21 protein-coding genes are annotated in these 22852 nt (G+C 62.8%); 15 read left to right on the top strand and 6 right to left on the bottom strand.

The window, feature by feature from the left end; all coding sequences use genetic code 11:
- Nucleotides 1-119 precede the first annotated feature (119 nt).
- The 9 genes from QOV41_RS02040 (at nt 120) to QOV41_RS02080 (ending at nt 9626) form a co-directional block, all read left to right on the top strand.
- Entirely contained in the window at nt 120-2573 is a 2454-nt protein-coding gene (locus QOV41_RS02040; RefSeq protein ID WP_284579187.1) for a methyl-accepting chemotaxis protein, read from the top strand.
- A gap of 156 nt (nt 2574-2729) precedes the next feature.
- Nucleotides 2730-4379, top strand: coding sequence for a globin-coupled sensor protein (locus QOV41_RS02045; protein ID WP_284579188.1), 1650 nt, complete (start codon nt 2730-2732; stop codon nt 4377-4379).
- 91 nt (nt 4380-4470) lie between these two features.
- Nucleotides 4471-4764, top strand: coding sequence for a hypothetical protein (locus QOV41_RS02050; protein WP_284579190.1), 294 nt, complete (start codon nt 4471-4473; stop codon nt 4762-4764).
- A gap of 1 nt (nt 4765) precedes the next feature.
- Nucleotides 4766-5125 carry a DUF1801 domain-containing protein gene (locus tag QOV41_RS02055; protein WP_284579191.1) on the top strand — a complete coding sequence of 120 codons (360 nt, stop codon included), beginning with the start codon at nt 4766-4768 and terminating at the stop codon, nt 5123-5125.
- 40 nt (nt 5126-5165) lie between these two features.
- Nucleotides 5166-5528 (top strand): methylglyoxal synthase, encoded by a 363-nt coding sequence (locus tag QOV41_RS02060; protein ID WP_284579192.1) that lies wholly within the window; start codon nt 5166-5168, stop codon nt 5526-5528.
- Nucleotides 5529-5634: 106 nt separating this feature from the next.
- Nucleotides 5635-6417, top strand: coding sequence for an ABC transporter ATP-binding protein (locus QOV41_RS02065; protein WP_284579193.1), 783 nt, complete (start codon nt 5635-5637; stop codon nt 6415-6417).
- A complete protein-coding gene (locus QOV41_RS02070) occupies nt 6417-7121 on the top strand; it encodes an ABC transporter ATP-binding protein (protein WP_284579194.1) in 705 nt (234 codons plus the stop codon). The genes QOV41_RS02065 and QOV41_RS02070 overlap by 1 nt, the downstream gene beginning before the upstream one ends.
- Nucleotides 7122-7296: 175 nt before the next feature.
- Entirely contained in the window at nt 7297-8301 is a 1005-nt protein-coding gene (locus QOV41_RS02075) for a branched-chain amino acid ABC transporter permease (protein WP_284579195.1), read from the top strand.
- Nucleotides 8298-9626: a branched-chain amino acid ABC transporter permease gene (locus QOV41_RS02080; RefSeq protein WP_284579196.1), complete on the top strand. Its 1329-nt coding sequence runs from the start codon at nt 8298-8300 to the stop codon at nt 9624-9626. Before QOV41_RS02075 ends, QOV41_RS02080 begins: the two co-directional genes overlap by 4 nt.
- Before the next feature lie 17 nt (nt 9627-9643).
- On the opposite strand, the gene QOV41_RS02085 is transcribed toward QOV41_RS02080, so the two are convergent.
- Together QOV41_RS02085 and QOV41_RS02090 are read right to left on the bottom strand one after the other, a co-directional pair.
- The gene (locus QOV41_RS02085; RefSeq protein WP_284579197.1) at nt 9644-10234 is read right to left on the bottom strand and encodes a class I SAM-dependent methyltransferase; all 591 of its coding nucleotides are present in this window, start codon (nt 10232-10234) and stop codon (nt 9644-9646) included.
- A 63-nt stretch (nt 10235-10297) separates the two neighbouring features.
- The gene (locus QOV41_RS02090; protein ID WP_284579198.1) at nt 10298-11509 is read right to left on the bottom strand and encodes an ABC transporter substrate-binding protein; all 1212 of its coding nucleotides are present in this window, start codon (nt 11507-11509) and stop codon (nt 10298-10300) included.
- 224 nt (nt 11510-11733) lie between these two features.
- Here QOV41_RS02090 and QOV41_RS02095 point away from each other — a divergent pair, with 224 nt between their 5' ends.
- The 4 genes from QOV41_RS02095 (at nt 11734) to pyc (ending at nt 18561) form a co-directional block, all read left to right on the top strand.
- Nucleotides 11734-12780: a glycine betaine ABC transporter substrate-binding protein gene (locus QOV41_RS02095; RefSeq protein ID WP_284579199.1), complete on the top strand. Its 1047-nt coding sequence runs from the start codon at nt 11734-11736 to the stop codon at nt 12778-12780.
- 218 nt (nt 12781-12998) lie between these two features.
- On the top strand, nt 12999-14510 hold the full coding sequence (locus QOV41_RS02100) for a putative bifunctional diguanylate cyclase/phosphodiesterase (RefSeq protein ID WP_284579200.1): 1512 nt from the start codon (nt 12999-13001) through the stop codon (nt 14508-14510).
- Between the two features lie 89 nt (nt 14511-14599).
- Complete coding sequence (locus tag QOV41_RS02105) at nt 14600-15016, top strand: protein tyrosine phosphatase family protein (RefSeq protein WP_284579201.1); 417 nt, start codon at nt 14600-14602, stop codon at nt 15014-15016.
- Nucleotides 15017-15120: 104 nt separating this feature from the next.
- The gene (gene pyc, locus QOV41_RS02110) at nt 15121-18561 is read left to right on the top strand and encodes a pyruvate carboxylase (RefSeq protein ID WP_284579202.1); all 3441 of its coding nucleotides are present in this window, start codon (nt 15121-15123) and stop codon (nt 18559-18561) included.
- Nucleotides 18562-18614: 53 nt separating this feature from the next.
- On the opposite strand, the gene QOV41_RS02115 is transcribed toward pyc, so the two are convergent.
- On the bottom strand, nt 18615-18917 hold the full coding sequence (locus QOV41_RS02115) for a YkvA family protein (RefSeq protein ID WP_284579203.1): 303 nt from the start codon (nt 18915-18917) through the stop codon (nt 18615-18617).
- Nucleotides 18918-19048: 131 nt separating this feature from the next.
- Between QOV41_RS02115 and ispG the strand changes: the two genes are divergently transcribed.
- Nucleotides 19049-20305: a flavodoxin-dependent (E)-4-hydroxy-3-methylbut-2-enyl-diphosphate synthase gene (gene ispG, locus QOV41_RS02120; RefSeq protein ID WP_415926738.1), complete on the top strand. Its 1257-nt coding sequence runs from the start codon at nt 19049-19051 to the stop codon at nt 20303-20305.
- Between the two features lie 117 nt (nt 20306-20422).
- On the opposite strand, the gene QOV41_RS02125 is transcribed toward ispG, so the two are convergent.
- Entirely contained in the window at nt 20423-20908 is a 486-nt protein-coding gene (locus QOV41_RS02125; RefSeq protein WP_284579205.1) for a hypothetical protein, read from the bottom strand.
- Nucleotides 20909-20961: 53 nt separating this feature from the next.
- On the opposite strand from QOV41_RS02125, the gene QOV41_RS02130 reads away from it, so the two are divergent.
- Complete coding sequence (locus QOV41_RS02130; protein WP_284579206.1) at nt 20962-21777, top strand: DUF998 domain-containing protein; 816 nt, start codon at nt 20962-20964, stop codon at nt 21775-21777.
- 57 nt (nt 21778-21834) lie between these two features.
- Here QOV41_RS02130 and QOV41_RS02135 read toward each other — a convergent pair whose 3' ends face one another.
- Together QOV41_RS02135 and QOV41_RS02140 are read right to left on the bottom strand one after the other, a co-directional pair.
- Nucleotides 21835-22278, bottom strand: a complete 444-nt coding sequence (locus QOV41_RS02135; protein WP_284579208.1) for a PACE efflux transporter — start codon at nt 22276-22278, stop codon at nt 21835-21837.
- A gap of 84 nt (nt 22279-22362) precedes the next feature.
- Nucleotides 22363-22845 (bottom strand): YbaK/EbsC family protein, encoded by a 483-nt coding sequence (locus tag QOV41_RS02140; RefSeq protein WP_284579209.1) that lies wholly within the window; start codon nt 22843-22845, stop codon nt 22363-22365.
- Nucleotides 22846-22852: the final 7 nt, after the last annotated feature.

Here is a 22852-nt window from a genome sequence, read left to right on the forward strand (position 1 = left end):
AAGGGGAAGGGGTTCTTTAACTCCCTTCTCCTTACTGTCTTTGTAGATCATGACCGCGGAGGGAGGAGCTGCGGGCATGCCTTTTTTAGGCACAGGCCTCAACTCCGCGGATGTTCTCGATGCAAAAGCTGCGCCTCGCTTTCAAGCTCCCCGCTCTCATCACTGCCATCGCGCTGGCAACCGGCGTTAGCCTGGGACTTGCGGCCTTCGTCGCCGCGGACCGCATTGTGACCAGCCAGGCCGAGCAGCGGCTGGCCGCGGCGACACAAAATGCCCATACCGCGCTCGACGCGTACCTCAAGGAAGTGTCCGAAGATCTGACCGTCTTTGCTGGCAGGTCCGAGATTGCAGCGGCCATTGACCTCTTCTCGGGCGCCATGCGCTCGCTCAAGGATCGGGGCGACCCGACCGAGCAGTTGCAGGACGCTTATATCACGCAGAACCCCAATCCGCCGGGGGAGAAGCTGCTGCTGGATTCATCGGATAAGCTGCCGGTCTATGATCTGCATCACCGCGGTATTCACGCCGATTTCCGTGACCTGCTCGAGAAGCGCGGCTACTACGACATCTTCCTCTTCGATACCGACTTCAACAACGTGTACACCGTTTTCAAGGAGTCCGATTTCGCGACCAATTTCGCGGAGGGCGGCGGCCCCTGGGCCGACACGGATCTGGGTAAAGTGGTGCGGGCGGCAATGGAGGGGGAAGCCGGACAGTTCTTCCTGTCCGACTTTGCGCCCTATGGTCCCAGCAATGGTGCCCCCGCGAGCTTTATTGCTGCGCCGGTCATCGATCAGAATTTCCTGATCGGCGTCATTGCTTTCCAACTTCCGACCGGCCGCATTGGCGAGGTTCTTGACCGGACGCGGGGGCTTGGTGCCTCCGGCGAAGTTTATCTCGTTGGCCAGGACGGTCTTGTCCGGAACGATTCAGTCCTGACGGCAGAGAATGACGTCCTCAGCCTCTCCATTGCGGGCGATGCTGTGAGCTCTGCCTTGGCGGGAGCGCCTGCGCTGGGTGCCACCACGCACAAAGGGCAGGACTATGTGGTTGCCAGTGAGCCGCTGAGCTATGGCGGCGCGCAATGGGCTGTGGTGGCGCTCGAGAGTGCCGCCGAGATTGCCGCACCTGCTGCTGGCCTGCGCAACGCCATGCTGGTCATCGGTGGGGTCATGCTGGCGCTGGCCGCAGCTAGCAGCATTCTGATTGCTCGCACCATCACGCGCCCTGTGTCGCGCCTAACCCGCGCCATGGGTGTGATTGCTGGCGACGAACTCGACACCGAAGTGCCCGGCCTCGGCCGCGCTGACGAATTAGGCGAAATGGCCGACGCGGTGGAGGTATTCCGCCGCAATGGCCTCAAGATGCGAGACCTGCGTGCCGCCGAAGCCGATATGAGCGAAGAGCGTGCGGCTCACGTAGCGGTCATTCAGAACCTACAAGCCGATATCGGCCGAGTGGTTGCGGCAGCAATTGATGGCGATTTCCGCGACCGCGTCGGCACCGAGTTGGATGATCCGGAACTGCGGCGCCTAGCCGAGGACGTCAACGCGCTGCTGGCCAGCGTAGAAAAGGGGATCGGTGAAACGGGGACTGTGCTCGCAGCACTAGCCCGCTCCGATCTCAGTTTGCGCATGATCGGTGACTACAAGGGCGCCTTCGCCCGCCTGCAGCAGGATACAAATGGTGTTGCCGAGCAGCTCGGACAAGTCATTCGTCAGCTGCGCGAGACCTCGAGCGCGCTGAAGACGGCAACGGGTGAAATCCTCTCGGGCGCCAACGATCTTTCCGAGCGGACAACGCGACAGGCAGCGACGATCGAAGAAACCAGCGCCGCCATCGAGCAGCTCAACCAGACAGTGGTCGATAACGCCAAGCAGGCCGAGGAAGCCAGCCAGAAGGCCCGCACCGTTTCCACCGAAGCCGAGGCGAGCGGTGCGGTGATGCATGAAGCCACTGAGGCGATGGAGCGCATCACCCAGTCATCAGCCAAGATTTCCAACATCATCGGTCTCATCGACGACATTGCCTTCCAGACCAATCTCCTGGCTCTTAACGCCTCGGTTGAGGCGGCGCGGGCAGGCGATGCCGGCAAGGGCTTTGCCGTGGTAGCGGTCGAAGTGCGGCGCCTGGCGCAATCGGCCGCGTCGGCGTCTTCGGACGTCAAGGCGCTGATCGAGCAGTCCGCCAATGAGGTCAAGGGCGGCTCCAAGCTCGTTGCTGGTGCGGCAGAGCGGTTGGTGGCCGTGCAGGACGGCATTCGCGCCAACGCCGCCTTGCTGAACGCGATTGCCCAGGCCAGCCGCGAACAAGCTTCGGCCATCGACGAGGTGACGATCGCGGTACGCACCATGGACGAGATGACCCAACACAATGCGGCCCTCGTCGAAGAAACCAATGCGGCCATTGAGCAGACAGAGGCGCAGGCCAACGAGCTCGACCGGCTGATCGGCGGGTTCACCCTGGACACCAGCAGGATCACTGCAGCCGAACAGGGTAGCGAGACGGGGGCCCGCGGCATGCTCAACAGCCTCAAGGCTGCTGCCGGCCGGCATTTCGGCCGCGCGAGCTAAGCGCAAGGCTGAAGACAGGGACGGGGCGCCAGCAGGCTGTTGTCGGGCTGGCGCTTTACCGCGACTTAACCAAGCTTTGTCAGTATAAGTTCTGGACGCAGACTTAATCACTTAGCCCGGCCGGGATCCCTCCAGCCGCAGAGGTTCGTCGCATCCATGTCCTCCCAGCCTGCCCCTTCCGCTGCCCAAGACGCGCTGCAATCGCGCCTCGATTTCATCGGTCTAGACGAGGCTGCCCAGCGGCGCCTGTGTGCTGTAACCGGCCACATCCAACACTATATCGCGGCCGCGCTGGACAGTTTCTACGAGAAGGTCGCGGCGACGCCGGAGACCGCCCGCTTCTTCGATGGCAAGGGCCAGATGGACCGTGCCAAGTCCAAGCAAGTGGGCCATTGGACGGCCATTGCCAGTGGGCAGTTCAATAACCAGTACTTCGAGGCCAGCACGCGGGTCGGATTGCGCCACGCCCAGATCGGCTTGGAGCCGCGCTGGCATATCGGTGGCTATGGCCTCGTTGTAGAGACGCTTGTCCGTGGTCTCGTCCAGGAGATGATGGCAGAAGCGCTGGAGCCCCAGCACGGTCGGTTTGGGCGCAGCAAGAAGCCAAGCGCTGAGCATGTCTTGGCGCGTGCCGAGGTTATGGGCCAAACCCTGGCCGATGTTCTCAAATCGGTGCTGCTCGACGTCGATATCGCTGTCAGCGCCTACTTTGCCAAGCTGACCGAAGAGACCAGGGCGGCCGACGAGGCATCCCGCGCGCGCATCGACTATGCGGTGCGGCACACCGGAGAGGTGTTGACGCGGCTGGCGCAGGGGGATCTCACCGCGCGGGTGACGGCCGAGTTCTCACCTGAATTCGAGCAGATCAAGCAAGACACCAACGCGGTGGCCGACCGGCTGACCGATATCATTCAGCAACTGCAGCACACTTCGCACTCGCTCAAGACCGCCACGGGGGAAATTCTGGCGGGCGCCAATGATCTTTCGGAGCGAACCACACGTCAGGCGGCAACCATCGAACAGACCTCAGCTGCCGTCGAGCAGCTCAGCGGTGCCGTGCAGGAAAATGCCGGTCGAGCCGCGATCGCCAGCCGCAGGGCACAGGCGGTGTCGAGCAATGCCACCGAGGGCGGTGCGGTGATGGAACAAGCCAATGGCGCTATGGCAGCCATCGAGGCCAGCTCGGGCAAAATCTCCAACATCATCGGATTGATCGACGACATCGCCTTCCAAACAAATTTGCTGGCGCTCAATGCTTCGGTGGAGGCGGCTCGGGCTGGTGACGCTGGCAAGGGCTTCGCGGTGGTGGCGGTAGAGGTGCGACGTCTCGCTCAATCGGCGGCTGCTGCTTCCGCCGAGGTCAAGCAGTTGGTGGAAGCGAGCGCCGCCGAGGTCAAATCGGGCTCGCGTCTCGTCGGTCAAGCCTCGGGAAAACTACTCGACATCCTGAACGGTGCCCAGGAAAGCTCCGAGCTGATCGAATCCATTGCCATGGCCAATCAGGAGCAGTCCTCCTCCCTCGATGAACTCACCACGGCCATCAAGCAGATGGACGAGATGACCCAGCACAATGCGGCGCTGGTCGAAGAGACCAATGCCGCCATCGAGCAGACCGAAACGCAGGCTGCCGAACTCGATGGCATTATTGCGGTATTCCGCACCGGTGCGGAGCGGCAGCAGGGGAGGGGTCCGGTTCAATCCCGGGCCAAGGCGCCTCCTGCATTGCCAAAGTCTGCCCCTTCGCCCAAGCCCATTCTGCAAGCTGCGGGCAATGCCGCAATCGCGGCCGACTGGGACGAGTTCTAGGCGCCGAACGCAGCTACTGACAGCTCCTGTCAGCGCTGCGGAGGCAAGAGGTGGCGGCGCCAAGCGGGCGCTGACATCTTGAGGGACCATCATGCAGACCATTGAACTTGTTTCCTTTCGCCTCGTGGGCGCCCAGAGCCAGGACTTTGTCGCCGCCAATGCAGCGGTGAATAGCTGGCTCGCCGCGCAGCCGGGCTTTTTGCGCCGCGAGCTGGCTGAGGGCGAAGACGGGATTTGGCTGGACGTGGTGAGCTGGGAAACCGAGGCTACGGCCAAATCAGCGGCTGCCGCCATGGAACGCAAGATGGGCGACTTTGTCGCCATGGCGATGGTTGACCCGGCCAGCATCACCATGCGGCATGCCAGGCTCAAGCTGGCAGCCTGACATGGCGGGTTTCGAGGCGGATCTGGAGACGCTCCTTGCGCCGCTACCGGCGGAGATCGGCGGGCTAGCTCGCCGTCTCGTTTTCGCTGTTTCGGCCCATCCGGAGCTCAGCGGCAAGGTCAAGTTCGGCTGGCGTTCGGTTAATTTCCGCCATGCGGCGGCCGGGCATGTCTGTGCGGTTTTTCCCTATTCCGACCGCGTCTCGCTCTATTTCGAGCAGGGGCGCCTGCTTGAACAGGGGAGCGGTCTGCTTGAGGGTGATCTCAAAAAGGGTGCCTTCCTGCGCCTCCGGCCGGGCGACGCGATACCGGAGGATACCATTGGCATCCTCCTCGCCGAGGCCATTGCCCTTGGTTGCTGAAGCATGCTTCTAAGGCCCTCAAGGTTCTGGAGGAAAGGCAATGGCGCGCATCGGCTTGGTAGCCCATGACGAGAAAAAAGACGATCTTTGCCGCTGGGCGGCCGATCATCGCGACAAGCTCTCGACCCATGAACTGTGGGGCACCGGCACGACAGGCCGACGCATCACCGACGCGACAGGCCTGAGCGTGGGTCTGCTCAAGAGCGGGCCTTTGGGTGGAGATCAGCAGCTAGGCGCGATGATTGCCGAGGGGCGGCTGGACGTTCTCATCTTCTTTATCGACCCGATGTCGGCGCAGCCGCATGATGTCGATGTCAAGGCGCTGACCCGGCTGGCGACGCTCTATGATGTGCCGTTGGCCAACAACAAAGCTACCGCAGACGCCGTGCTCGCCTTTATTTGAGCGGCACCGCACGGTTGACCGCTCGGCCCTCTTATGTGCAGATGCCACAAAATGGCCCGGAATATGAACCGGGCCTGAAGGCTATTCAGGAACCGGGACGAAGTGGGTGCCCTCTGATCTGGTGATTGACGTTCGCAACGTCAGTAAACGCTTTGGCGGGCTAACGGCCGTCAACAATTGCTCGCTCTCGGTGCGGCGCGGTTCGGTGACCGGGCTGATCGGCCCCAATGGCGCCGGCAAGTCGACCCTGTTCAACATGGTGGCGGGCAATATCGTGCCCGACAGCGGTCAGGTCATCTTTGACGGCCAAGATGTCACGGGGATGAAGCCGTTCGAATTGTTCCGCATCGGCATGCTGCGCACCTTTCAGATTGCGCATGAGTTCTCGCAAATGACGGCGCTCGAAAACCTCATGATGGTGCCGGGCGACCAGCCGGGCGAATCGCTGAGCCACACCTGGTTCCGCCCAGGCCTTGTGCGCTCGCGCGAAACCGAGGTGCGCAAGAAGGCACTGGATGTCATCGACTTCCTCAAACTGGGTCATGTGCGCAACGAGCTCGCGGGCAACCTCTCGGGCGGCCAGAAGAAGCTGCTCGAGCTGGGCCGCACCATGATGGTGGATGCCAAGGTGGTGTTGCTCGATGAGGTCGCCGCCGGCGTCAACAAGACGCTGCTCAACGACCTTGCCGCCAATATTGAACGGATGAACCAGGAACTGGGCTACACCTTCTTCGTGATCGAACACGACATGGACCTGATCGGGCGCCTTTGCGACCCGGTTATCGTGATGGCGCAGGGCGAAAAGATCGCCGAAGGCCCCATGGCGCAGATCCGCGCCAACCCGCAAATCGTCGAAGCCTATTTCGGCACCCCGGTCGAGGTGGCGTAGTGGCCCTGATAGAACTGAAGCACGTCGTTGCCGGTTATGGCGGCGCGCCGATCCTCAATGGCGTCGATATGGCTATCGAGCAGTCCGACATCGGGGTGATCGTGGGGCCTAATGGCGCGGGTAAATCCACCACGCTCAAGGCGATCTTCGGACTCCTGACGGTGACCGGCGGCTCGATTGAGTTTGGTGGCGAGAACATCGCCAACTCCCTGCCGGACAAGCTCGTGCCCCGCGGGCTCTCTTTCGTACCGCAGGAAAAGAATGTCTTCACCTCGATGACCGTGGAAGAGAACCTCGAAATGGGGGCCTTCACCCGGACTGACGATTTCCGCAGCACCAGGGACTGGGTCTACCAGATGTTCCCCGTGCTTGCCGAGAAGCGCCGGCAGCCGGCAGGCGAGCTGTCGGGCGGGCAGCGGCAGATGGTCGCCATGGGTCGGGCACTGATGAGCCAGCCCAAGCTTTTGATGCTGGACGAGCCCTCGGCGGGCCTGTCGCCGCGCTATGTCATCGAGATTTTCGAGACCATCGTGCGCGTCAACAAGGAGGGTGTCGGCATCCTCATGGTGGAGCAGAATGCCCGGCAGGCGCTGGCGTTCGCTTCGAAGGGCTTCGTGCTCGCAGGCGGGCAAAACCGCTTCACCGGCACAGGACCTGAACTGATCGCCGATCCCGAAGTCGCCAAAAGTTTCCTGGGGGGGTGAGTATGTATTCAGCGCACTCCCCCTCATCCGCCCTTCAGGCACCTTCTCCCACGCGGGGAGAAGGCGATGTGGCGTCATCCCGTCCTTCTTTTTCTTCTCCCCTTGTGGGAAAAGTTGGCGCGCAGCGCCGGATGAGGGGCATCTCGCCACACCTGCACAATCTCCGGGTCGCCGCATGGACGAACTGATCTTCTTTATCAACCGCGTGCTGATATCGGGCACGGTGCTGGGTTCGATCTATGCCTTGGGCGCCATTGGCGTGACGCTGATCTTCGGCATTTTGCGCTTCGCCCATTTCGCCCATGGCGACATGATGACCATGGGCGCCTTTGTCGCCTTTGTGCTGTCAGCCATGCTGGCCGCCCTGGGTATTGTGACGCCTCTGCCGAGCGGCTTCGTCGTTCTGCCCGTCGCCATGGTGATTACGGCTATTCTCGCTCTGGGCATCGACCGGGGGTTTTATGCGCCACTGCGTCGTCGCGGTGCCAAGCCAGTGACACTGCTCATCGCCTCGATCGGCGTGACGCTGATGATCCAGGGCTTGCTGCGCCTGATCTTCGGATCGGGAACGCGCTCGTTCTTTGCCGCTGAGCCCAAGGACATTTTTCGCATCGATATGAGTTGGGTCGGTGGCTCACGGCCGATCTCGATCACCGAGCCGCAGCTGATCATGTTCGTGGTCACCGCCATGATCGTTGTGGCCCTGCATTTCTTCCTCACCCGCTCGCGGCTGGGCAAGGCCATGCGCGCAATGGCCGATAACGCCGATCTGGCCCAGGTGTCAGGCATCAATACGGCGCTGGTGGTACGGGTCACCTGGATCATCGCCGGTTCGCTCGCCTGCGTTGCGGGCACTATGCTGGCGCTCGACGTGGCATTGATGCCCGACCTCGCCTTCAACATCGTCCTGCCGATCTTTGCGGCGGCCATCGTGGGTGGCCTCGGCCATGCCTATGGCGCCATTGTTGGTGGTTTCTTGATCGCCTTTGCCGAGACCCTTGCGGTCTTTAACTGGACGGCGGTGCTGCGCCCGCTCAACAGCGTCCTGCCAGAAACCATGGCGCTGCCGGCCAACCTAGCGCTGGTGCCCACCGAATATAAGTTGACCGTGGCCTTTGTGATCCTGGTCATCACCCTGCTTGTCCGCCCCACCGGTATCTTCAAGGGAGCCTCGACATGACCGCCGCTGCCGTCAGCAATCGCCGGGGCTGGGACACGCCTTTGGCGCGGGGCCTCATGCTGTTTGCCGCCATGTTCGTCTTGGTCGTGATCACCGGTGTGGTGCAGGGCAGTGCCTCGATCCTGCTCATCCTCGTGCAGGCGACGGCGTTTGCCCTGGTCGCGCTGGGGCTTAATATACAGTGGGGTTATGGGGGGCTGTTCAACTTCGCCATCATGGGCTTCATGATGGTAGGCGGTGCTTCAACTGTGTTCCTGTCCTACCCCGTCAACATGGCGTTTTGGGAAAGCGACGGGCCGATGATGCTGGGGCGGGCGCTGGGTGCCTTCCTTATCGGTCTTGCTCTCGTCCTCCTGGCCCGCCGTGCCGATCGCATCGGGATCACTGGCAAGTGGAAGACCGCGCTTGTCGCTCTGGCGTGGTTCGTCGGCTACATCATCTACCGTACGCAAATCGATCCGGCTGCCGCCTATATCGAATCGACGGCCGGTTTCGTGGGCGGGCTGGGCCTCCATCCGGTTCTGGGTTGGGCCTTTGGTGGGCTGGTGGCGGCCGTGATCGCCTTTTTTGTCGGCAAGATCAGCCTGGGGCTGCGCACCGATTATCTAGCGATCGCCACCATCGGCATTTCTGAGATCATCCGTGCGCTGATCAAGAACATGGACTGGCTGACGCGCGGCACGATGACCGTCTCGCCCATGCCTTGGCCAACGCCGCTGCCGCAAGAGCTGCAGGCGATGGGTTTCTCGATCGCCGATAGTTTCGTCGGCGCTCGCATTTTCTTCCTTATCCTAGCGGTGGTGATCCTCGTGGTCGCCTTCTTCTTCGTGCAGCGTGCCTATGGCGGGCCATGGGGCCGCATGATGCGCGCCATTCGCGACAACCATGTTGCCGCCAGTTCGATGGGCAAGAACGTCACCGGCCGTCAGCTTGAACTCTTTATCTTCGGCTCGATTCTGATGGGTGTTGGTGGCGGGATCCTGGCGACCTTCACGCAGATTTTCGACCCATCGGGCTACCAGCCGATCAACCACACTTTCATGATCTGGGTGATGGTGATCGTGGGCGGCGCCGGTAACAATTGGGGCGTCGTGCTTGGCGCTTTCCTGATCTACATTGTCTGGGTCATCTCCGATCCGCTGGCGCAGCTGATCTTCCTCAATCTCTCGGTGCTGACCGAAAGCCTGGGCTGGGGTGCCATTCCCGAGATTGACTCGCGTGCCTTGCAGATGCGCGTCTTCGTGCTGGGCGTGGTGATTACCGTGGCGCTGCGCTATGCGCCCAAGGGGCTGATCCCCGAAGTGGTGAAGCGCGAGGGGCGATAAAGAAACGGCACCGCCCGTTAGTGTCGGGCGGTGACCCACAGCCACTGCGTAGGCTCACCGTCAAAGCCGCCACCAGCCACTTCCTCGAGCGTGAGCTCGGACCAGTCGGCGGCTGCCCGATAGTGAGCTAGCAGGCTCTCCCGGTCAGGATAGTTGTAGTACCGTCCAAAGCGGTCGCGACCCTCGCCATTTCCAGCCTTGAAGCTTGCGGTGAAGACACCGCCATGGCGCAGCGCACGGTGGATGCGGCGCAGATCGTCGGTGAGTTCGGCGGCGGGCGCGTGCAGCAGGCTGGCCGACGCCCAGACCCCGTCATACTCTTCCCGTGCAGAAAGCTCATCAAAACGCAGCAGGCGCACCGGTCGGCCGATGCGCCGTGTGGCCTCCGCTGCCAGTTCGGCGGAAGCATCGGTCGGGTCGACATCGATCCCGCGGGACAGCATAGCGGCGGCATCCCGCCCGCTGCCGGTGCCCAGTTCCAGCACCCGCGCTCTGGCGGGCAGACGATCCATGAAGGCGCGGAGGTGCGTGCCCGGCGTGTCGCTGCCGTGCTGGACATACTCGCCGGCTCGGGCTGCATAAAATGCGAGGGTTTCATCGTCAGCCATCAGCCGCTCCCAAGAAAAAGGCCCGGGATTGCTCCCGGGCCTTCATGCAATGCTATCGGACGATTACTGCCCGATCAGGCCCTTGTTGACCACTTCGCCGCCTTCGATGACGTAATAGTTGATGGCGCCGGCCACGTCGCCGACGTCATCGAACTCGATGGTGCCCGAAGCGCCTTCGTAGTCGATGTCAGTGCCAGCAGCGATCAGTTCCTTGGCCTTCTCCCATTCGCCGGGAAGAATAGTCTCGCCCGGAGCGTTGGCGACTTCACGCAGCGCAGCGGCAATGCCGTCGCGGTCGGCGGTGCCGGCCTTCTCGATGGCCAGGGCCAACAGGAACACAGCGTCGTAGGAGGTCGTGACATAGGTCCCGGTCGGGTCCTGGCCAGCGGCTTCGGTGATGGCCGCGAAAGCATCGAAGGCCGGACCTTCGGCAGGCGCTGCCTGGGTCAGGATCATGCCCTCGAGCGAACCGGCGTCGCGGTTGGCAACGAGTGCCTCGCCGGCCATGCCGTCACCGCCTACGAACTGGTCGAATGACCCTGCTTCGATAGCCTGGTTGAGGATGGCGCCACCGCCAGCGTTTTCGTAGCCATAGATGACCAGGGTGGTTGCACCCGAGGCTTCAATCTGGCCGATTTCGGGACGGTAGTCGGCCTTGCCGTCTTCATGGGCGACATTGGCGAGCACGGTGCCGCCGCCAGCGGTGAAGGCTTCCTCGAAGGCACCGGCGAGACCTGAACCATAGTCATTGTTGACATAGGTCATGCCGACTTCGGTGATGCCCTGGTCGAGCAGCAGGTTGGCTGCCTCAACGCCCTGGATCGAGTCCGGAACGACGTTGCGGTAGACGAGGTCGTTGTCCTCGAGCTCGGCCACGGCCGGAGCGGTCGAGGCCGGCGAGATCATCACCACATTGCCGGGGATAGCCGAGCTGTTGGCGCCGGCAATGGTTGCACCCGAGCAATAGGCGCCGAAGATTGCGGTGACCTGCTCGGAGTTGACCAGACGGTCAGCGGCCGGGCCAGCGGCGCCGCCGTCACAGGCGCTATCGGCGAGAACCGAGACCAGATCCTGCCCGTCGAGGACGCCGCCCTGCTCGTTGATGTTGGTGATGGCGAGGTTGCCAGCCTCCACCATGCCTGGTGCGAAACCAGCGATTGGGCCAGTTACGTCGGCCAGAAAGCCAATCTTGACTTCCTGAGCGATGGCAGGAGCTGCCACGGCAAGGGTCGAAGCGGCAACGGCCAGGGTAAGGGTCTTCTTGATATTGCGCATGCACATCCCTCTCTTGGGTTATCCCGTCGCGGCGGCGCCTTGCCTGGAGCCAGTCTCACGCGGAACAACGCGATAAAGCGGGCGCAACTCGCGCCCCGCTGAAAGGACTGTTGCACATTTCGGAGCGGGGAGTCACCGGGGTATAGCGGGCAAATCGGCGGCTCGCTCAGGTTGCTTAACGCGCAGGCATTTTGCATAGAACTAGCAAGCAAGGAGGGATGCCCATGGCAAGCGTGTCGGCATGGTTGCGGGGCCTGGCACTGGCGTGCCTGTTGGCCCAACCCGCACTGGCGCAGATCACCGTCCTCGACGAGGCGCAGGACGACGCTGCCGCCGAGGCCGCGGCTCCCCTGGCGGATGCGCCCGTTGCGACTGCCCCCTGCGGCACGCAGCCATTGACCATCGCGCGGATGGGCTGGCCTTCGGCGGAGCTTTTAGCCGAGATCCACACTCGTCTGGTGCTGCAGCAGTTCGGCTGCACGCTGCAGATCACGCCGGGCGATTTGACTGCGAGCGTCACCTCCATGGGTTCCACAGGTCAACCGGCGGTGATCCCTGAGATGTGGGCGACACGGGTGCCCGAGCTCTGGAATGCCGGCATCGAGGCGCAGATGCTGCGTCCGGCCGCGCCGACCTATGTCGAGCCCAGTTTCGAAGGCTGGTTCGTGCCCGATTTTGTGGCGGAAGCTCATCCTGAATTGACCACGGCCGCGGGGCTCTCCGAGATCCTGCCCACCCTCAACGAGGGGGAGCGGGTGCGCTTCATCTCGTGTCCCCCCGATTGGGCCTGCGCCATTATTAACCGCAACCTCATCGCCGCGCACGGTATCGCCGATCAGGTGGAGATCGTCGAGCCGGCGACCCGCTTTGAGATGGACACGCTGATCGCCCAAGCCATCAGCGGGCAGGATCCGGTGTTGTTCTACTATTGGCAGCCCAATGGGATCATCGCCCAGTTCGGTTTCGTGCCGCTGGACATGGGCCTTTATAGCGAAGAGGCGTTTGCGTGCCTGGCCGAGACCATCTGTGCGGGCCCCCAGCCAAGTGCCTTTCCCAGCGAAGTGGTGGTGGTCGCGGTTGCCGAATGGGTGTTCGCCGAACTGCCCAGCATTGCCGGCTATTTCGGACGAGCGGTACTGCCGCTCACCGAAATGAATGCGCTGTTGACGCAACTCACCGAACCCGGCGCCACGGCGGCTGCAGTCGCTGAACGCTTTGTAGCGGAACGGCAGGACCTATGGGGCGAGTGGGTCGGCCTGGTCGCGCCTTAGGGTCCTGTTAACCATGTGCGGCAAGATCGCTGGCGATCGGCGGAACTGTCATCTGGTCGTCACGGCGACTGGGTAGCCCTGACCGGATTGCCCGCGCTATCGCTCCTCTAAGTTGTTGCACTATAAGGCAATTTACTCAGCGTTCACGTTTGGAGTGCCACAAAGGTGCGACTGCGCGCCGATAATGGCGGGTCAGTCTGGCTTAACCTGGGTGCTCCATGCGTCGCGACCACATCCTTCGCCCCATTGTCCATGCCTATCGCGACGTCTCCTGGAGCGCGGCGGCTCTGGCCGTGCTAGGAGCTCTTGCACTGGCAGCACAGGCGCTTGGTCTGGCTCAGGAGCCTTCGGGCCAATTGGTGCCACTGCTTGGGATCGCCGCCTGCCTCTCCGCAGCGCTGCTGCTGGTGTTCGGACAGCGGCTGATGCGGGCGCGTATCGCTGGAGCTGCAAAGGCCTCGCGCGACGTGATGGCGCTGGCGCATCGGGACGCGTTAACCGGCGTGGCGACCCGCTCCTATTTCCTCGAAACGTTGCGGGCTGAAATCCATCACGGCTCGGACAAAGTAGCGGGCTATCTGCAGCTCGACCTCGACAATCTCAAGGTGCTCAATGATAGCGCCGGCCACGGAGCCGGGGACCGGGCGCTGGTGCAATTGGCCGATGCGATCCGCGAAGTCATGCCGGGGGCGCTGATCGGCAGGCTGGGGGGAGATGAATTCGGCATTGCCATTCTGGGCCTCGACAACCGGGCAGCGCTGATGCGCGTGGGCGAAGAATTGCTGCGCCGACTGGAGCGGCCCACGGGGATCGGCGGGCGCCGGGTGCGGCTCTCGGCCAGCATCGGCATCGCGCTCGCGCCTGTCGATGCCACCGACGTCGACGAACTTATCTCGCGCGCTGATCTGGCGCTCTACAAGGCCAAGAAGGCGGGCCGCAGGTGCGTGGTCTCGTTCGACCCCGATATGCTCGGGGATGAGCGGCACCGGCGCTTTGTCGAACGGGAACTGCGCGCGGCGCTGCTGCTCGACGAGATCGAGCTACACTACCAGCCGATCTTTGCCGCTGACATGACGATCAAGTCGCATGAAGCTCTGGTGCGTTGGCGCCATCAGGTGCGGGGCACCATATCGCCTGCTCATTTCATCGCCATTGCCGAAGAAAGCGATCTCATCGAGAAACTGGGGGAATGGGTGCTGCGACGCGCCTGCCTGGACCTGTCGCACCTGAGTGGCTCGGTCAGCGTCAATGTTTCTCCCGCGCAACTGCGTCATGCCGACTTTTCACAGCGGTTCGCTGCTATCATCCGGGAGACCGGCGCTGACCCGCACCGGATTATCATCGAGATCACCGAAACGGTGCCGCTCACGGCCCGCGGCGTGGAGCTCGTCAATCTCGACGCATTGCGGGCGTTTGGATTGCGCGTCGCCATTGACGACTTCGGGGCTGGCTATGCGAGCTTGCAATATCTGCGCGGCTTCTCTTTCGATATCATCAAGATCGACCGGACCTACGTGGCTAATCTGGGCACCAGCCGCATTGACGGCATGATCGTCGCTGCTATCTGCGACATCGCCCGTTCGCTGCCTGTAGAGGTGATCGCCGAAGGCATCGAAACGCAGGAACAGCTGGAGCTGCTGCGCAAGGCGGGATGCACTGGCTTCCAGGGTTTCCTTCTGGGCCGGCCGCAACCTCTGGAATCCAATCGCCTGTCCCAGACCGCCGCCTAAGGCCTTCTTTCGCTGTTACAGTTGCGCGCAAGGCAAGCGGGCCGCTATAACCCGTGCCGAAGGCCTCTGACGGCATGGGAGATAGGCAGTTGGAATTGAAGCGGATCAACGATCGCATCACCGTAGCTGGGCAGATCCAGCCTGAAGATGTTGCAGCGCTCAAAGCCGCCGGTTTCACCACCATCATCAACAACCGCCCCGAAGGGGAGTCCCCGGACCAGCCGACCGGCGCCGACATCGAAGCGGCAGCGCGAGCCGAGGGGATCGACTATCATGCCATTCCACTGGGCCGCGAGGGGGTGAACCCCGAAATGGTCGAGCAAACGCGCCAGGTGCTCGAAACCAGCCAAGGTCCGGTCTTCGCCTTTTGCCGCTCCGGCACGCGGTCAACCACGCTCTGGGCGCTGAGCCAGGCCGGTGAGCGCGATGCCGACGAGATCATCTCGGAAGCTGCCCAGGCCGGCTATGACATGCGCCATCTGGCGGCCCATCTCGGCCGCAACTGATCAAGTTTTTTGCGGACGGTGGGACACCCGTCCCGCCTGCTCCATAGCTCCGTGAGCCGGATCGCCTCGGCGGTCCCATGTCCCTCCTGCTCGGACCTGTATCGATGCCAATCAAGAAAATCCTTGTCGCCAACCGCAGCGAGATCGCCATCCGCGTGTTTCGCGCCGCCAATGAACTCAGTCTCAAGACCGTTGCGGCCTATGCCGAGGAAGACAAGCTGGCGCTTCATCGCTTCAAGGCGGACGAAGCCTATCTGATTGGCAAGGGCAAGGGGCCCGTCGAAGCCTATCTCCAGATCGACGAGTATATCCGCGTGGCGCGCATTGCGGGTGCCGACGCCATCCATCCCGGTTACGGCCTCCTGTCCGAGAGCCCCGAATTTGCCGACGCCTGCGAGGACGCAGGCATCATCTTCATCGGGCCGCGCGCACAGACCATGCGGGACCTGGGCAACAAGGTTGCTGCGCGCAACATGGCCATTGCCTCCAAGGTGCCAGTGGTGCCCGCCACCGATGCGCTGCCGGACGATATGGACCTGGTGCGCAAGATGGCCGCCGAGATCGGCTACCCCTTGATGCTCAAGGCGAGTTGGGGTGGCGGCGGGCGCGGCATGCGCCGCATCATGGACGAGAAGTCGCTGGTCCACGAGGTTTCCGAAGGCAAGCGCGAGGCCAAGGCCGCCTTTGGCAAGGACGAGATGTATCTCGAAAAGCTGATCGAGCGCGCCCGGCACGTCGAAGTGCAGTTGCTGGGCGACGATCACGGCAATCTCGTCCATCTCTTCGAGCGCGATTGCTCGGTGCAGCGGCGCAACCAGAAAGTGGTCGAGCGCGCCCCCGCGCCTTACCTGTCCGAAGACGTACGCAAGGAGCTGACCGATGCGGCCGTGCGCCTCGGCAAGGCCGCCAATTATCGTGGCGCCGGCACGGTCGAGTTCCTGCTCGATGCCGACACCAACAAATTCTACTTCATCGAGGTCAATCCGCGTATCCAGGTGGAGCACACCGTCACCGAGGAAGTGACCGGCATCGACATCGTCAAGGCGCAGATCCATGCGCTTGATGGCGCGGTGATCGGTACGCCCGAGTCTGGCGTGCCGCGCCAGGAAGATATCAAGCTCCACGGCGCGGCCATTCAGTGCCGCGTGACCACCGAAGATCCCGAGCAGAACTTCATTCCCGATTATGGTCGCATTACCGCCTATCGTGGCGCCACCGGCTTTGGCGTGCGGCTCGATGGCGGCACCGCCTATTCGGGTGCGGTCATCACCCGCTACTACGATCCGCTCCTTGAAAAGGTCACCTGCTGGGCGCCAACGGCCGAGGAGGCTATTGCGCGCATGCACCGCGCCTTGCGTGAATTCCGTATCCGCGGTGTCGCCACCAATCTGGCGTTTCTTGAAAACATCATCAATCATCCGGACTTCGTCGAGAACCGCTACACTACGCGGTTCATCGATACGACGCCCGAACTGTTCGACCTAAAGCCGCGCAAGGACCGCGCGACCAAGCTCCTCAGCTACATTGCCGACGTGACGGTGAACGGGCACCCCGAAGTCAGGGACCGGCCCCGGCCACCGGCCGATGCTGCCGCGCCGGTGGTGCCGGAATTTCCCCCTCTGGGCACCATTGAGGGCAGTCGGCAGACCCTGGAGCGCGAAGGCGCCGCCGGGCTCGCCAAGTGGATGAAGGCGCAAAAGCGCGTCCTTTTCACCGACACGACCATGCGTGATGCGCATCAGAGCCTGCTGGCCACCCGCATGCGCTCCTATGACATCACGCGCATTGCCAAGGCGTATTCGCGCGGCCTGCCGGATCTCTTCAGCCTTGAATGCTGGGGTGGCGCGACCTTCGACGTCGCCATGCGCTTTCTCAACGAGGACCCATGGGAGCGCCTCGCCCAGGTGCGGGAGGGCGCACCCAATATCCTGACGCAGATGCTGCTGCGGGGCTCCAATGGCGTAGGTTACACCAACTATCCCGACAACGTGGTCAAATTCTTCGTTCGCCAGGCAGCGCGGGGCGGCGTGGATATCTTCCGCGTGTTTGACTGCCTCAACTGGGTCGAGAACATGCGAGTCTCGCTCGATGCGGTAATCGAGGAAGGCAAGGTCGCCGAAGGCGTCATTTGCTATACCGGTGACCTGTTCGATGCCAGCCGCTCGAAATACGATTTGCGCTACTATGTCGGGCTAGCCAAGGAACTTGAGCGCGCCGGTGCGCATGTGCTGGGCATCAAGGATATGGCTGGTTTGTTGAAGCCGGCCGCCGCCCGCACGCTGATCTCCACGCTCAAGCAAGAGGTCGACCTGCCCATCCATCTCCACACCCATGACACCTCCGGCGCCTCGGCGGCGACGGTGCTCGCGGCAGTGGATGCCGGTGTCGATGGGGTGGATGCGGCCATGGATGCCCTTTCGGGCACGACGTCCCAGCCCACGTTGGGGTCGCTTGTGGCAGCTTTGGCCGATGGCGACCGCAATCCCGAGCTCGACCCCAATGCGATCCGGCAGATCTCGTTTTACTGGGAGGCCGTGCGCACGCAGTACCGGGCTTTCGAGAGCGATCTCAAAGGCGGTGCCTCGGAAGTCTACCTGCATGAAATGCCTGGCGGGCAGTTCACCAATCTCAAGGAACAGGCCCGATCGCTGGGGCTCGAAACGCGCTGGCACGAGGTCGCCCAGACCTATGCCGACGTCAACCAGATGTTCGGCGACATCGTCAAGGTGACGCCGAGCTCCAAGGTGGTGGGCGACATGGCGCTCGCCATGGTCTCGGCCGGGTTGACGCGCAAGGAGGTCGAAGACCCCAATCGCGACATCGCCTTCCCCGATTCCGTCGTTGGCTTCTTTGCCGGCGATCTGGGCCAGCCGCCCGGCGGCTTCCCCAAGGAACTGCAGAAGAAAGTGCTCAAGGGCAAGGAAGCGCTGACGGAGCGCCCCGGCTCCTATCTCAAGGATGTCGACCTCAAAGCCGAGCGCACCAAGGTGACCGAGGAAGTGGGGCACGAGGTGGACGATTATCGCCTCGCCTCCTACCTCATGTACCCCAAGGTCTATTCCGACTTCGAAAAGACCCAGGACCGCTACGGCCCGACCGAAGTGCTGCCCACGCCCGTTTACTTTTATGGCCTGAGCGAAGGCGAGGAACTGCTGGTCGATATCGAGAAAGGCAAGACGCTCGTCGTCAACTATCTCGGCCGCGCTGAAACCAATGAAAAAGGCGAGGTCCGTGTCTTTTTCGATCTTAATGGCCAGCCGCGTACCATCACCGTGCCCGATCGCCTCAAGGCTGGCGAAGTCAAAGCCCGCGCCAAGGCGGTGGCCGGCGACCCTAAGCAGGTGGGAGCCCCGATGCCGGGCGTCATCTCGACCCTCGCGGTCAAGGAAGGCCAGCAGGTGCAGGCGGGCGACGTGCTCTGCTCGATCGAGGCGATGAAGATGGAAACTGCCATCCATGCCGAGATCGACGGCGTTGTCGCTGAACTCCTTATCAAGCCGGGTGACCAGATCGACGCCAAGGACCTCCTGGTGCGGCTCGACTAACAAAAAGAAAGCCCGGCATCGCTGCCGGGCTTTCCGTTTCTGGTCAGATGCGCCTAGAGCCTGCGGGCGCGTCCGTCGATGGTCGAACCGCTCGGGCGTCTGGCACCCGCATAGGCGGGCACAGGCAGCCGGGAGACAATCCAGCTCACCATCAGGGGCACGAGGACAATATCATCGACCCAGCCGGCCAAGGGGATGAAATCCGGCACGATGTCGAATGGATTGACCAGGTAGAACGCAACGAACAGCGTCGCGGCCTTGAGATAAAGCGGGGTCTGGGGCGCCCAAAACGCCTTCCAGAGCTGAACGACTTCCTTGCGGAAAAGCACGAGGCGGGGGAGGAGCATCTTGATCATGCTTGATAAATGGTGCACCCGCGCGCCGGTTCAAGATGGCGCCATCACATAAGCGGCACCAGCCCTCCACGAGATCACGCAAGCGTCGCATTGCTCTTCTAGGCTTGGGAGCTTATCTCTCGACCAGAGCAATGCGAGGTGAATTCATGGCCGGTCCAGCCGCACGCAGGCAATCGGTGGGCGTTGATGTCGGTGGGGTGATGGTGGGCGGTGGCGCGCCCGTGGTCGTCCAGTCCATGACCAATACCGATACGGCCGATATCGATGCAACCGTCCGGCAGGTGATGCAGCTCTCCCGCGCTGGCTCGGAGATCGTGCGCATCACGGTCGACCGGGACGAGAGCGCCGCCGCCGTGCCGCACATTCGCGACCGCCTCCTTTCCATGGGCTATGACGTGCCGCTGGTGGGCGACTTCCACTATATCGGCCACAAGCTGCTCTCCGATCATCCGGCCTGCGCCGAAGCCTTGGCGAAATACCGGATCAATCCGGGCAATGTCGGTTTCAAGGCTAAGCGCGACACTCAATTCACCACGCTGATCGAACTCGCTCTACGCTACGACAAGCCGGTGCGTATCGGGGTCAATTGGGGCTCGCTCGACGAAGAGCTCCTTACCCGCCTCATGGACGAGAATGCCCGCTCCGCGGCGCCGATTTCGGCCGCTGCCGTGCAGCGCGAGGCGATCATCCAGTCCGCGCTGCTTTCCGCCCAGCGCGCCGAAGAAATTGGCCTGCCGCGCAACAAGATCCTGCTCTCCACCAAGGTGTCCGACGTCCAGCACCTGATCGCGGTTTACCAGGATCTGGCGGCCCGCTGCGACTATGCGCTCCATCTCGGCCTCACCGAGGCGGGCATGGGCTCCAAAGGCATCGTCGCGTCCTCGGCAGCCCTGGGCATCCTCCTCCAGCAGGGGATCGGCGACACCATCCGCATCTCGCTCACCCCCGAGCCGGGTGGTGATCGCACGCTCGAGGTCAAGGTCGCGCAGGAATTGCTGCAGACCATGGGCTTTCGCCAGTTCCTGCCGGTGGTTGCCGCATGTCCCGGCTGCGGTCGCACCACATCGACCACGTTTCAGACGCTAGCCAAGGACATCCAGGACCACCTCAGCTCCTCCATGCCCGAATGGCGCGAGCGCTATCCCGGCGTCGAGTCGCTGTCGGTGGCGGTGATGGGCTGCATCGTCAACGGCCCGGGCGAGAGCAAGCACGCCAATATCGGCATCTCGCTCCCCGGCACTGGCGAAACCCCGGCCGCCCCGGTCTTTGTCGATGGCGAGAAAGTCGCCACCCTGCGCGGCGCTGATGTCGCCGACCAGTTCAAGGTGATGGTCGCGGACTATATCGAGCGCAAGTTCGGCGCTGGTCGGCAAGACGCGGCGGAGTAAAGGCCGGCGCGCGGCCGCTCAGTCCAGCACAGTGCGGTAGTCAACCCCAGGTTCGGCCGGGATGAGCCTGGATGGTTGGATCGGCTGCCAGGCTGGAGCTGGCAGCCGGCGCAAGGGCTAAGCGCGGTCGTCTACATAGACCGTGACCGAGCCATCCTGTTTGGACCTGATCGCCACGACATCGTCATTGGCGAAGCCTTCGGCTTCCACTTTCGCGGCGATGGCGCTGTTGTCGGCCACCGCTGCGTGCACATCGGCCTTGGCCATGGCGTGAGCGGCAAGGGCGGTATCAAAGGCCGCCGCCTCATCTTCCGAACCGCCCTTGAGGGTGGAGAGCGGCACGATCGTTACCTGCGACTGCTCGGTGATGCCAGCGAGATCCACATCCTCCCAGCCGGTTACTGCGGCGATGGCGGCGCCATAGCTGTCATCCGCTGCGTCGGTCTCCGCACCGTCGTTGTCCTGGTTGACATCGAGTTCGGCGCGGGTGACGGCGCTGTCGTCAACGCCGCTTTCGGACACTTCTGTCGTCGTTTGTGCTAGCCCCGGGGCTGCTCCTGCGGCCATGGCCAATGCCGTGGAAATGGCAATAAGCTTTCGCATGATCGGTCTCCTCCGTTCTGTTGGAATGGCAGGGCAACGCGGGCTGGAAAGCGATGGTTGCCACGCCGCTATGCAGCGCTCGCATCGTGCTGTCCGTGACCGGCACGGGAGCTCGTTGGGACATGGCCTTTGCCGATTGCAACTGGACCATGGGCAGCTCGTTCTGCGTAGCCGGCATGAACTCACCGAAGCGCAAAAAAATGGCGAATCCCCATAGATATGACGAGGTCTCCTATGCCGGCTCCCTTTACGAGCAGGAACATCGGCGCTCGCGATTTCTCGAGGTGTGCGGCCTTGCTGGTGTCTTCGGTGTTGCCGCCGCGGTCATCACCGATCTGCTCGGTGCCTTGGTGGTCGATGGCTATAGCATGATCAGCCAAAGCATCAGTTCACTCGCTGTTGGAAGGTTCGCCTGGATTCAGGACAGTGGCCTCTATGCCATGGCTATTGGCACGATAGCCCTCGCAGTCGGCGTTGCCCGCTGGCGCTTGAAGGACAGCAAGGGACTCCTTGGCGCATTGGCCCTCCTGCTGATCGGTATCGACATCTTCGTGATTGGCTACTTCAATGAATATGCCGGGCAGCAGAACAGGGGCGCCGATATCCATATCAACGCCGTCTACGCGCTCGGCATTCTGTTTGCCCTCGCGACCTTTCTGCTTGGAGCGAGCCTGCGCCGGGTGAACCGGAGTTGGGCGGCTGCGAGCATGTTGCTGGGGGCACTCTGGATCGTGACGGTGCCGTTCTTCTTTTTTGTGCCTTCCAACTGGTTCGGCCTCTACGAGCGTGGTCTCGGGCTGATCCTGGTCTGTTGGATCGGAGCAATGGGGTGGCTGCTTTGGCGCGGGCGCCGGCGCGTGCCCATCTAGGTGGCCGGTCTGCGCCGGCACTCCACGACTGGAGGCACGTGGCCCCTCGTTACGCTCTCAGCCGCTCCCTCCCGCCCCATGCGCCTGCCACTCTGGCAGCGGGAACAGCCGGTCATAGGCCCAGTTGAAGACAAAGGCATAGACCACGTAGAACCCGGCCAGGGCGAGGTCGAGCAGCAGCGCGGCCCATAGGCTGATGCCGAGATACCAGGCGACCAGCGGCAGCATCAGCACCAGGAGCCCGCCTTCGAACAGAATAGCGTGGAGCACGCGCAGGGACGGCGTCTTGGCCGTGGTGCCACGCAGGCGCTGCATCAGCCGGTCGAAACCCCAGTTGTAGAGATAGTTCCACACCATCGCGACGCTGGCGCTGACGACAACAATGACGGCCGAGCTTTCCCCCGGCAGGTGGAAAAACAAGGCAGCCAGTGGCGTCGCGACGATGATGCCGGTGATCTCGAAGCTGATGGCGTGGCGCAGGCGGTCGGCTGGGGTTCGCACGGCAATTCCCACGGGCTCCGGGCCGCCCGCGCGCCTATCCCGGATAGGGGGCGGTCGTCCTCGCTTGCCGGCGATATAGGGCCCTTATTCCTGCTCGGCAAGCGCGGGCGGCTGGCAAGCATCGACCCATTTGTTGCCGCAGAGCTCAGCCAGCCGATCAAGCGTGAGGCGCACCGAGGAATGGGTATCCCCGCCCGCGGGAATGAGTTCGTCATAGATCTTGAGCGAGGTATCGAGATAGATCGGCAGGGGCGAGGGCAGGCCGAAGGGGCAGACCCCGCCCACCTTGTGGCTGGTCAATTGCTCGACCTCTTCGCCGCCCAGCATGCGCGGCCGACCACCCAGAGCCGCTTTGGACTTCTGGTTATCCAGCCGGGCATCGCCGCGCGTCACCAGGAGCAGCACCTCGCCATTGACCCGGATGCAGAGCGTCTTGGCGATCTGGCCGGGTTCCACGCCATGAACTTGCGCCGCCAACTGCACCGTGGCTGTGGAATCCTCGGTGATGATTACGGAGAGGTCGGGCGCACGGAGCGCCAGATCGGCTTGAACGGTCGAAAGGCTCATGGATGCT

Origin of the sequence: Devosia sp. RR2S18, from assembly GCF_030177755.1 — a bacterium.
Classification (GTDB): domain Bacteria; phylum Pseudomonadota; class Alphaproteobacteria; order Rhizobiales; family Devosiaceae; genus Devosia; species Devosia rhizosphaerae.

What these genes read in the sequence shown, in the direction of transcription:
- QOV41_RS02040 (WP_284579187.1), top strand. Translation starts at nt 120, where the DNA reads ATGCAAAAGCTGCGCCTCGCTTTCAAGCTCCCCGCTCTCATCACTGCC.
- QOV41_RS02045 (WP_284579188.1), top strand. Translation starts at nt 2,730, where the DNA reads ATGTCCTCCCAGCCTGCCCCTTCCGCTGCCCAAGACGCGCTGCAATCG.
- QOV41_RS02050 (WP_284579190.1), top strand. Translation starts at nt 4,471, where the DNA reads ATGCAGACCATTGAACTTGTTTCCTTTCGCCTCGTGGGCGCCCAGAGC.
- QOV41_RS02055 (WP_284579191.1), top strand. Translation starts at nt 4,766, where the DNA reads ATGGCGGGTTTCGAGGCGGATCTGGAGACGCTCCTTGCGCCGCTACCG.
- QOV41_RS02060 (WP_284579192.1), top strand. Translation starts at nt 5,166, where the DNA reads ATGGCGCGCATCGGCTTGGTAGCCCATGACGAGAAAAAAGACGATCTT.
- QOV41_RS02075 (WP_284579195.1), top strand. Translation starts at nt 7,297, where the DNA reads ATGGACGAACTGATCTTCTTTATCAACCGCGTGCTGATATCGGGCACG.
- QOV41_RS02080 (WP_284579196.1), top strand. Translation starts at nt 8,298, where the DNA reads ATGACCGCCGCTGCCGTCAGCAATCGCCGGGGCTGGGACACGCCTTTG.
- QOV41_RS02085 (WP_284579197.1), bottom strand. Translation starts at nt 10,234, where the DNA reads ATGGCTGACGATGAAACCCTCGCATTTTATGCAGCCCGAGCCGGCGAG.
- QOV41_RS02090 (WP_284579198.1), bottom strand. Translation starts at nt 11,509, where the DNA reads ATGCGCAATATCAAGAAGACCCTTACCCTGGCCGTTGCCGCTTCGACC.
- QOV41_RS02095 (WP_284579199.1), top strand. Translation starts at nt 11,734, where the DNA reads ATGGCAAGCGTGTCGGCATGGTTGCGGGGCCTGGCACTGGCGTGCCTG.
- QOV41_RS02100 (WP_284579200.1), top strand. Translation starts at nt 12,999, where the DNA reads ATGCGTCGCGACCACATCCTTCGCCCCATTGTCCATGCCTATCGCGAC.
- pyc (WP_284579202.1), top strand. Translation starts at nt 15,121, where the DNA reads ATGCCAATCAAGAAAATCCTTGTCGCCAACCGCAGCGAGATCGCCATC.
- QOV41_RS02115 (WP_284579203.1), bottom strand. Translation starts at nt 18,917, where the DNA reads ATGATCAAGATGCTCCTCCCCCGCCTCGTGCTTTTCCGCAAGGAAGTC.
- ispG (WP_415926738.1), top strand. Translation starts at nt 19,049, where the DNA reads ATGCGAGGTGAATTCATGGCCGGTCCAGCCGCACGCAGGCAATCGGTG.
- QOV41_RS02125 (WP_284579205.1), bottom strand. Translation starts at nt 20,908, where the DNA reads ATGCGAAAGCTTATTGCCATTTCCACGGCATTGGCCATGGCCGCAGGA.
- QOV41_RS02130 (WP_284579206.1), top strand. Translation starts at nt 20,962, where the DNA reads ATGGTTGCCACGCCGCTATGCAGCGCTCGCATCGTGCTGTCCGTGACC.
- QOV41_RS02140 (WP_284579209.1), bottom strand. Translation starts at nt 22,845, where the DNA reads ATGAGCCTTTCGACCGTTCAAGCCGATCTGGCGCTCCGTGCGCCCGAC.